Source organism: Paenisporosarcina sp. P4_E4_2 (genome assembly GCF_056401595.1).
Window position 1 is genome coordinate 1 of record NZ_JBFUJC010000090.1, and the last position, 10,219, is coordinate 10,219.

The window sequence follows — 10,219 nt, forward strand, 5'->3', positions numbered from 1 at the left end:
GTATCACACGAAAGCGATCTGGATTCAGACAGATGAACATACGATTATTTCAAATGGCTCCGCAAACTATACGGAACGTACATTGGATAATTACAATCTTGAAAATAATTTACGTGTCATCGCACCTAATGACAGCGAGCTCGCAGTTGAAATGGAGGCCTATTTTGATCGCCTCTGGAACAATAAAGATGCTATGTACACGCTCGACATGGAAGAATTCCAAGATGAATTCACATGGTGGCAACGATGGATTTATTCATTCCAGGAAGCAATCAAAGTAACGACATATTGATGTGAGGAAATCCTACGATTATGCGTAGGTTTTTTCTTTTTGTTCCCAAGCGTAACACCCACAGATACATGCCAACTGACACAATTTCAAGCACGTCAGAATGTGCATATATAGCGAAATGTAGATAAGTTCGTGCGAATTCTAGATAAGTTCAGGTGAATCCGAGATAACACTTCGGAAAATGGAGATAACCCACAGGGAAATGCAGATAACGACCCGCGAAATCTATATTACCCCATAACACAATAAAAAAAGACCGCTGAACTTCAGCGATCTTTCTGTTTATTTGTTTGAATCGTCTACGTGCACGCCCGTTTGGAACCAGTCTTCCACGTTCCAAATTTTCGTAACTAAACCTTCATAGAAGTCAGGTTCATGGCTTACTAATACGATGGTGCCTTTGTATTCGCTCATCGCACGTTTCAATTCTTCTTTTGCATGAATATCCAAATGGTTCGTCGGCTCATCGAAAAGCAACCAGTTGCTTTCTTCCATCATGAGCTTACATAGGCGGACTTTCGCTTGTTCGCCACCACTCAAGCTGTTCATCGGACGAGAAATGTGTTCATTTTTCAAACCAGTACGCGCTAATGCTGCGCGCACTTGGCTTTGTTCCATACTCGGATAGGTTTTCCAAATCTCTTCAATCGGCGTTACATTGTCCGCTCTTACTTCTTGTTCAAAGTAAGAAATATTTAAGAAATCGCCACGTCTAACGCTTCCGCCGAGTGGATTCACTTTACCAAGCATCGTTTTAAGCAATGTCGATTTACCGACACCGTTCATCCCGACAAGGGCAATTTTTTCACCGCGTTCAATTGAGAAAGACAATGGCGGCAATAATGGCTTGTCATACCCAATCAATAAGTTTTCAGCTTCCACTACGTAGCGACTAGGGCTGCGGGATTCTTTGAAACCGAATTGAGGTTTCGCAGCAGTTTCCGGACGATCGATTCGCTCAATGCGGTCAAGTTGCTTCTGGCGGGACTTGGCACGGCCAGTTGTTGAATAGCGTGCTTTATTTTTTGCAATAAAGTCTTCTTGCTTTTTAATGAAGTCCTGTTGTTTTTCATAAGCGTCGATATGTTGGCGTTTATTGATTTCTGCAAGCTCAAGGAATTTTTCATAAGATGCCGTGAAGCGGGACAGCTTAGAGAATTCCAGTTGGAAAATGACATCAACGATTCCGTTCATAAATTCCGTATCATGCGAAATAAGCAGGAAGCAATGAGGATAATTCTTTAGATAATTCGTTAACCAGCCAATATGTTCTTCATCTAGATAGTTGGTAGGCTCATCCAGCAACAATACTTTTGGTTTTTCAAGAAGTAGTTTTGCCAACAATACTTTCGTTCTTTGGCCACCTGAAAGAGCGGAGACAGGACGGTCCAATCCAATCGCATCAAGACCAAGACCACGTGCGATTTCTTCTATTTTCATATCAAGCGTATAGAAGTCACCTGCATCAAGTGCATCTTGGATGTCCGCCATTTGCTCAAGTAAATCTTCCAATTCCTCAGGTGTTGCTTCACCCATTTTGCTAGTGATTTCATTCATTTCCGCTTCTTTTTTGTAAAGCGGCAAGAACGCGTCACGCAAAGTATCGCGCATCGAACGACCTTGTTCCAAACGAGTGTGCTGATCCAAATATCCGTAGTGGGTACCAGGTAACCATTCCACACGACCAGAATCATAGATGGTTTCGCCCGTAATGATGCTCATCAATGTAGATTTTCCTACACCGTTTGCACCAACCAGTCCAACATGTTCGCCTTCAATTAGGCGGAATGATACGTCTTTAAATAGTGTGCGGTCACCAAATGAGTGACCGAGATTTTCAACTGTCAATAATGCCATGATTCCATTCCTCCATAAAGAAAGCTCGCCGGCGTGTTACAGCGCCGCGAGCTTTTTGTTTAGTTCTGCGAGTTGTACTTCCATATTAGCTAAACGTTGCTCGGCTTTTTCGACCATGCCAGGGTGTCCAGTTGACTCCAGCTTCTCCATGTCGCCTTGCAWACGTATATAATCCATTTTCAGTTCGGCAATTTGTGCTTGAATTTCTTGTGAAGTCATGTAAGAGAAACTCCTCTTTTTTCACCTATTGTATCACATGAATAGCTTATCTGGTGATTTCTCGTGCTTCTTCTTGGATGATTTTTTCTAAAAATTGTTGCATGTTCGCATTGTTTAAATGCATTTTTAAGCCCAACTGTTTTTTAATTGCCCGTACGCTTCTATTAGGATGGAGAATTGTCTCCATCACGGCGTTTTGCAAATGGGATTGTTTCAATTTGCGTCCCAGACCTAAATAAATGAAACCATTTCCTTCCTTCGGGAAAGCATGCTGCGCTTCTTTTTCATCTTCTGCGATGACAATGCATGGTTTACCAATTACTGCGACGTGGTAAGGAGTGAAGCTAGCATCACAAATAACCAAATCGGATTCGCTGATCAGTTGGATTGGATCATCACATTCTACAATACGTGTTTGTTTTCGTCCCAATGCCATCAGTTTCAAATCATCGCGACTGTGTCGGTAACTCGAATGTAGGGCGACTGTAATGGCAAGTGGGATTTGTAAATGCAGCAAATGACGAAGTGTACGGTAAGACAAGTTATCTGCATCTTCATCTGCAAATGTCACAACGACGTGGGGAAGAGGCAGTGCTGATGCATGCTTTAGGCCRGAATTCGCGTATGGCTCCAATTCGTCAGGCACCACAAAACCTGTGGATCCTATCACATAATGGGAAGGAACTGGCTCACGGTCTTCGCGGTACAAAGATTGAACTACATGAGTTGCAGCTTTTCCGCCTTCTCCAAAGTCGTCAAAATGCAGGGTAATCGGAACATGCGAAGCGTACATTTTTCCTTCATCAATATCTGTATCATAGCCATCGGTAATAACCATATCAGGCTGGTGTTCAATCAATAACTTCTTCAAATCAGCGATTCTTGCATATGAGAGAGGGGCAAAGCCCTGTTGATCGAGGGTACGAAGAACCACTGTTTGTTTTTCAGGGGCTGCAAAAAGAATGCGATGAGAAGCCAGTAACTTCGCAATGTGGACACACCTCGTGACAGGATAGCCAGCCCGTCCAATCGTAAATAAAATGGTTTTTTGTTGAATTTGGTTGCTCATTTCATTCCCACCTTTCATCTTCTATTTAACGTATGGGAACTACAACCTCTGTATGAGTAAATATTAGAATTTGCAGGTGCGTATGGTAAACTCAAAACACTAGATTACAAGAATGGAGTGATGACATTGGAAAAAAGAGCTGCGATGATAGCAGGAGCTTCAGGACTTACAGGTTCACAACTCGTCAAGTTTCTTTGTGAAAACGAGACTTATGAAAAAGTCACGATTATTGTCAGGAATGCAATTTCCTTCAGCCATCCGAAGTTAGTCACGAAAGTCAAAAACCTGAATCAAGTGACCAAGGATGACTTTGTTGGGGTAGATGATTTCTTTTGCTGCTTAGGTACGACGATGAAAAAAGCGGGATCGAAAGAAGCATTTGAACAAGTGGATTTAATCGCACCCATCCAGATGGGCAAATTTGCACAATCACAAGGGGCAAAGCATATGCTGGTCATTTCGGCAATGGGGGCAAACCCTGAATCGAATGTCTATTACAACCGTGTAAAGGGAGCGATGGAAGATAAAGTTTCGATGCTTTCACTTCCGCACGTTTCCATTTTTAGACCGTCATTATTGACCGGGAATCGAGAAGAATTCCGTTTAGGGGAGCGCTTTGGAGAAATCACAATGACTCTGTTAAAACCGGCTTTTCTAGGTCCTTTGAAAAAATACCGTTCGATTGAAGCGAAGCAGGTGGCATTTGCCATGATGAAAATAGCTTTGCGGACACCTTCAAGAACTGTCGCTATTTATGATTCAGAAGCAATTGCACAAATTAAATAAAAAAAACGTCCACACGCTACTTGCGCGACTGTGAGGAAGAAACAGTGCTCCTGTACATCATGAAAGAATATGGGGAATTGGAATTTTACACCGACAAGAAAGAACTTCAATCCATTTCTGGTGATACAGCTGTGATTTTGATCCCGCCAACTAAGGAAATCGTAAAGGTGCAGTAACGGCTTGAAGCGGATTGTGCGACAGTCTCCGTCAAAAGAATGAACTTGTGTAGTTTCAGCACCCAGTGCTTAGGGCAAGGATTTTCTTTTTGATACAATGAGGATATAGGAAGTTCAAATTCCTTTTTGTACTTACATTAGAAAAGCGTTTGAAGGAGAATGGACATGAAAATTTTACTTATCGACGGGACCATTATTGGATCCAAAACAGGTGCGATTTTGGATCAAGTGAAAATATATATTGAACAATTGAATAGTGAGCTCGATCTTGAAATTATGAAGCTGGCCGATTTTGACCATCAATTTGTCGATGGTCGACCACTGGGTGAGTACAACGATGATATGCGTCGCCTCATTCGCGAGTTCGAAGAAGCGGATGGCTACGTGTTGGCAACACCGATTTTCCAAGGATCGATTCCAGGTGTTCTGAAAAATGCATTCGATATGCTGCATCCGCGAACAATGCGGTACAAACCGGTTTCAATTGTCGCCAATGGCGGAACGTTCCAGCATCACTTGGTCATCGAAAACCAATTGAAGCCCATCCTGGATTACTTCCGTTGCCTGGTGACGCCGAATTATGTGTACACGACAGGCAGTCATTTCGGTGAGGGCAATGTCATCATTGATGAAGATGTACATGATCGCTTACGTGAACTTGCTCGCGTATTTGTGCAGTACGTCGAAATGGGCAAACACTTATCAAAAGAAACAATTGACCAATCTTAAAAGACAGTTGCACCACTTTGCGAAATCCATGCGAAGTGGTTTTTTTTGTTGGGAATTAGTGGGTGAAAGGGAATGAGGTCTTTGCGAATGGGAATAAACCTATCGTGAAGAGGAATAAATCAAAATGTGAGGGATACCCCCCGAACTAAACAGCCACCACCGTTTTCCGTTATAATAGATGAATGTAAGAAAGGGGCGGACACATTGTCAAAATCAGTAGTACTTGCAGAAAAACCATCCGTAGCACGCGATATCGCCCGCGTCCTCGGTTGTCATAAAAAAGGGAACGGCTTTTTAGAAGGAACACAATACATTGTTACTTGGGCACTTGGCCATTTGGTCACGCATGCTGACCCTGAACAATACGATAACAGCTATAAAGAATGGAAACTAGAGGATTTGCCGATCTTGCCTCAGCCATTCAAGCTGGTGCCGATTAAACAAACGATGAAGCAATTTAATGCTGTTAAAGCACAACTGAACCGACCTGACGTTAAAGAAGTCATTATTGCGACTGACGCGGGACGTGAAGGGGAACTGGTTGCGCGTTGGATTTTAGAAAAAGCGAAAAGCCGTAAACCGGTGAAGCGCTTGTGGATTTCTTCGGTAACGGATCAAGCGATTCAAAAAGGATTCCGTGAACTGAAAGACGGCCGAGCCTATGAACATTTGTATGAAGCAGCAGTTGCACGAGCGGAAGCCGACTGGGTGGTTGGTATTAACGCAACCCGTGCACTAACAGTGAAATACAATGCGCAATTATCGACGGGACGAGTCCAAACCCCAACTCTCGCAATGATTGCAGCACGCGAAAAACAAATTCGCGACTTTAAATCTAAAACATATTACGGTTTGCAAGCATTAACGAAAGAGGCAAACTATACATGGTCWTTTGGTCCGAATAATCAGTCGAGCAATTTCAATAAGGAACAGGTCGAGCAAGTTCTGAAGAAATTGGACAAGAGCAAGGAAGGAAAGATCAAGTCCATTCAAACAACACCTAAAAAGCAACCTGCACCACCATTGTTTGACTTGACCGAACTGCAAAAAGAAGGCCATCGTCTGTTTGGATGGTCAGCGAAAGAAACGCTGTCTACGTTGCAAGGGTTATACGAACGCCATAAAATCGTGACGTATCCACGGACGGATTCGAAACATTTATCAAGCGACATGAAGTCGACCTTGAAAGAACGTATTAAAGCAGTCGATTTGCAACCTTACAGAGCTGCGACGAACAGTATTTTGCGTTCAGCGAATATCCAACCGCAAAAAGGAGTAATTGACGATGCAAGAGTGAGCGATCACCACGCGATTATTCCGACCGAGGAATCGCCGGTCATGCAAAATCTATCAGACAAAGAACGAAAATTATATGATTTAATCGTTAAGCGATTTTTAGCCGTTTTCCTGCCTCCTTATGCATATGATCAAACAGTCATTACACTGGAAGTCCTTGGAGAAACATTTACGGCAAAAGGAAAAACCGTCCGGGATGAAGGATGGAAACGTGTCTATCAAGACAAAGAAGACGACACAGAAAGCACGTTGCCTCCTGTACAAAAAGGAGACACGATTGAAATTCGTGCTATCTCCATGACACAAGGTGAAACGAAACCACCTGCCCGATTCAATGAAGGGACATTACTTGCTGCGATGGAGAATCCTTCGTCATTTATGGCTGGGGAGTCTAAAGACATTATCCAGACAGCAGTCGAAACGGGTGGACTTGGAACAGTGGCAACACGCGCTGATATTATTGAGAAATTATTCAATAGCTTTGTCATTGAAAAGAAAGGCAAAGATATCTACACGACTTCCAAAGGAAGACAGTTGCTTGAATTGGTCCCTGAAGATTTAAAATCCCCGTCCTTAACGGGTGAGTGGGAACAGCGATTGACGAAAATTGCAAAGGGTACGATGAAAAAGGAACAATTCATGAAAGACATGGTAACCTTTTCAAAAACGGTCGTGACGCAAATCAAACAAAGCGATCAAAAGTTCAAACATGACAATGTCACGGGTAAGACCTGTCCGACTTGTGGAAAGAATTTGCTTGAAGTAAACGGCAAACGTGGCAAAATGCTTGTATGCCAAGATCGTGAATGTGGCTACAAAAAACAAGTGGCGATGCAAACTAATGCCCGTTGCCCAGTGTGTCATAAACGCATGGAAATGCGAGGAGAAGGCGATGGCAAACTGTTTGTTTGTAAATGTGGGCATCGTGAAAAATTATCAGCTTTCGAGAAGCGCCGCGAATCTTCTGGTGGAGCAAAAGCGAATAAGAAAGACGTTCAGAAATTCCTGAAACAACAGGATGAACCTCAAAATACAGCAATGGCTGAAGCACTGAAGAAGTTATTGAATCAGGAATAAAGATTTTTGTAAAAGCGAGGAAATGTCTATGGCCAAGTCTTCCAAACCAACAAAAACGAATGCAGTCCGCTTACTGGATCAACAAAAAATCAGCTATGACTTATTTGAGTATGAAGTATCCGACGGGCAAATCGATGGTGTATCTGTTGCGCATAAAATTGCACAGCCAGTTGAAAAAGTATTTAAGACACTGGTTGCTACTGCAGGTCCAGGGAAAGTATCCGTTTTCCTGGTGCCAGTAGCCCAGGAACTGAATTTAAAAGCAGCCGCTAAAGCTGCCGGAGAAAAGAAAGTTGAAATGCTTCCGGTAAAAGATCTGCTAGGGTTGACTGGCTATATACGCGGAGGCTGTTCACCGCTTGGAATGAAAAAGCTATTTCCCACGTTCATTGATGAAACTGCGAAAGAACTTGATACGATGATTGTCAGTGCCGGCAAAGTCGGAATGCAGATTCATTTGCATCCAACTGATTTAGCATCCTGCACCAAAGGGGTATTTGCTTCTTTGACCAAATAGGAATAAATTTATATAACACTTAAAACATAATGCTGATATACTTTTCAGTATTGATTCGAATCCATTCATGCGAAGCATGAGTGGATTTTTTACGGAAAGAAGGCACTTTTAGATGACAAACACAATTTACATACGATGGAGTTTTTTTCTAGTCGGGTTAGTAGTGCWGTCTCTGGGCATTGCAATGACCATTAGAGGGGAAATACTTGGTATAGCACCATGGGATGTTATGCATGTAGGACTTTTCATTAACTTTGGTTTATCGATTGGCATTTGGTCTATTGTAACCGGTTTAGTGATCGTACTTGCCACTTCCCTCTATTCCAAGCGCTGGCCACCAATAGGCACATGGCTCAATATGATATTAATCGGAGTCTTTATCGATATGTTTCTTTGGTTATTACCGATTGTAGTCAATCCAATTGCCGAAATCGGATTATTCATTGCGGGTGTAGCAATCATGGGGTTCGGGGTTGGGATGTATATTGCGCCAAATATGGGGGCTGGGCCTCGCGATTCACTCATGTTGATTCTTATTGAGAAGACGGGGTGGACAGTTAAACGTGTCCGTACGTTACTTGAGTTGATTGTTGCTGTCATTGGCTGGCTTCTCGGAGGACCTGTAGGGGTGGGGACTGTAATCATTGCGTTGACACTCGGTTATATCGTGCATTTTACATTGCCACTATCACAAAAATGGATTGAAAAATTAACGACAGTTTCTAAATAATTAAGCAAAGCGGTCACTCTTAGTGGCTGCTTTTTTTCATGTTTTGTCATCCCATTTCATATAGTAGATGCAGTCAACACAATGAAAGGGATGAGTCGATGAACGGAACAATCACGCATCAGTTTGGACGTGCTTTTACAGGACAAGGTGAAAAAAATATTTATGCCGATTTGATCAACGAAGCACGGAAAGTATATTTTATTAAATCCCCCCCGACATTCAAACTGTCGGAATTATTCAGACAAGTTGGCTATCATTATGTAAAAAGAGGCTACGATATTGAGTGGTTTTACGATCCTTTGCATGCAGATACACTTGAAGCCACTTTTGTAAGAGGCAATCGAATCTTATTTATACAGGCCGCACATCCAGTTTCTTTTGAACCTAAATATTATGGCAGTACCCATCACGTTATTTCATTCTATGAGGCTTATGACGAAAACAAGTTGCGTGAACACGGTGGCTTTTTACGGGAAAAGACGTTGCACAGTGAGCAGTGGCTGGCAAAAACATTGCAAACATTAACAAATGCGAAAAAGATTCACGACGAATGGGAAATTCCATATGTAAAAGGGATGGACTGGAGTGGCTTTGATGAGCAAGCGAACACACTGTTCGATGAAACCTTCACCACGCTTAAATTCAATAAAACCCCTCATCGTACTCATCGATTGATGGGGACGTTAACTCCTGAAGGCGCAAAAGATCATTTCGCTTCCTTAACAAAAGGAGTCAAAAGACGCATATTCATCAAAGGATATCCAGGTGGCGGAAAATCGACATTGATGAAGAGCTTTGCCGAGAAAGCAGAGAGCTTAGGGCTTGATACACAGTGGGGCTGGTGTGGACTCGATTGCAACAGCATTGATTATGTGTGGTTACCTGAGCTGCAAACTATCCTGTTCGATAGCACCGCTCCGCATGAATATGAGCCTGAACGGTCTGGAGACGAAATTTACGACGTTAAAAAATTCCGCGAATTGAATGAAGAAGATCAGAAATTAGTAGATGGAATTGTTGCTCGATACAAAGAAGAAATTTTGCATGCAACTGAATATCTACAAGTATATTGCACGGATGACGAAACAATAAAAGAGACATTGGATTCGTGTGTAAATAATTTTAAATGGCAGGAAATTGAGGATGTTCTCTACCAAAAGCTAGATAATTCTTCTATATATAAATAATTTTTTAATGAACGCGGGCTCAAACTGAGCTCGTTTTTTTGTGTCTGTGGTTCATAAAGTTAACTTGGTCATGAGAATTGTTTGATTGATAAATAGCTGATTTTGAGCGATAAATCTCCAGTTTGATTGATAAATCCATCAATTTGAACGTTAAATTTTTCACAAGCCAATATAAATTCCGTATGTCGTAACAGAATGGCGCTTTGCACTTTTCTAATGCGCTTATGTTAAAATGTAATAGATTATAATACACCAGCGATTTGCCAATGATAGTGGTGTGGCAC

General features: G+C 42.2%; 12 protein-coding genes. 8 read left to right on the top strand and 4 right to left on the bottom strand.

All coding sequences use genetic code 11. The features are described from left to right. Positions 1–292, top strand: a 292-nt coding sequence (locus AC1DSB_RS08550) for a phospholipase D-like domain-containing protein (RefSeq protein ID WP_477586449.1), incomplete at its 5' end; no start/stop codon positions are given. 282 nt (positions 293–574) lie between these two features. Here the strand turns inward: AC1DSB_RS08550 and AC1DSB_RS08555 are convergent. Genes AC1DSB_RS08555 through AC1DSB_RS08565 form a run of 3 tightly spaced genes read right to left on the bottom strand, consistent with a single transcriptional unit; the run spans position 575 to position 3,437 of the window. Next, a complete protein-coding gene (locus tag AC1DSB_RS08555; RefSeq protein ID WP_016428353.1) occupies positions 575–2,149 on the bottom strand; it encodes an ABC-F family ATP-binding cassette domain-containing protein in 1,575 nt (524 codons plus the stop codon). A gap of 36 nt (positions 2,150–2,185) precedes the next feature. Then, positions 2,186–2,368 (bottom strand): SE1832 family protein, encoded by a 183-nt coding sequence (locus tag AC1DSB_RS08560; protein WP_477586451.1) that lies wholly within the window; start codon positions 2,366–2,368, stop codon positions 2,186–2,188. Positions 2,369–2,414: 46 nt separating this feature from the next. Then, a complete protein-coding gene (locus AC1DSB_RS08565) occupies positions 2,415–3,437 on the bottom strand; it encodes a hypothetical protein (RefSeq protein WP_477530822.1) in 1,023 nt (340 codons plus the stop codon). Between the two features lie 120 nt (positions 3,438–3,557). On the opposite strand from AC1DSB_RS08565, the gene AC1DSB_RS08570 reads away from it, so the two are divergent. From AC1DSB_RS08570 to AC1DSB_RS08600, 7 genes are all read left to right on the top strand, one after another. Continuing rightward, positions 3,558–4,223 carry an NAD(P)H-binding protein gene (locus AC1DSB_RS08570; protein ID WP_477530823.1) on the top strand — a complete coding sequence of 222 codons (666 nt, stop codon included), beginning with the start codon at positions 3,558–3,560 and terminating at the stop codon, positions 4,221–4,223. 44 nt (positions 4,224–4,267) lie between these two features. Further along, positions 4,268–4,399: a hypothetical protein gene (locus tag AC1DSB_RS08575; RefSeq protein ID WP_477530824.1), complete on the top strand. Its 132-nt coding sequence runs from the start codon at positions 4,268–4,270 to the stop codon at positions 4,397–4,399. Between the two features lie 165 nt (positions 4,400–4,564). Then, positions 4,565–5,128 (top strand): NADPH-dependent FMN reductase, encoded by a 564-nt coding sequence (locus tag AC1DSB_RS08580; protein WP_016428349.1) that lies wholly within the window; start codon positions 4,565–4,567, stop codon positions 5,126–5,128. Positions 5,129–5,332: 204 nt separating this feature from the next. Next, complete coding sequence (locus tag AC1DSB_RS08585; RefSeq protein WP_477530825.1) at positions 5,333–7,501, top strand: DNA topoisomerase III; 2,169 nt, start codon at positions 5,333–5,335, stop codon at positions 7,499–7,501. 28 nt (positions 7,502–7,529) lie between these two features. Continuing rightward, entirely contained in the window at positions 7,530–8,018 is a 489-nt protein-coding gene (ybaK, locus tag AC1DSB_RS08590) for a Cys-tRNA(Pro) deacylase (RefSeq protein ID WP_477530826.1), read from the top strand. Positions 8,019–8,130: 112 nt separating this feature from the next. After that, entirely contained in the window at positions 8,131–8,748 is a 618-nt protein-coding gene (locus tag AC1DSB_RS08595) for a YczE/YyaS/YitT family protein (RefSeq protein ID WP_477586453.1), read from the top strand. A 98-nt stretch (positions 8,749–8,846) separates the two neighbouring features. Further along, a complete protein-coding gene (locus AC1DSB_RS08600) occupies positions 8,847–9,935 on the top strand; it encodes a hypothetical protein (protein WP_477530828.1) in 1,089 nt (362 codons plus the stop codon). A gap of 19 nt (positions 9,936–9,954) precedes the next feature. Here AC1DSB_RS08600 and AC1DSB_RS08605 read toward each other — a convergent pair. Beyond that, positions 9,955–10,219 (bottom strand): hypothetical protein (locus tag AC1DSB_RS08605; RefSeq protein WP_477586455.1); only part of this gene is annotated, 265 nt, incomplete at its 5' end.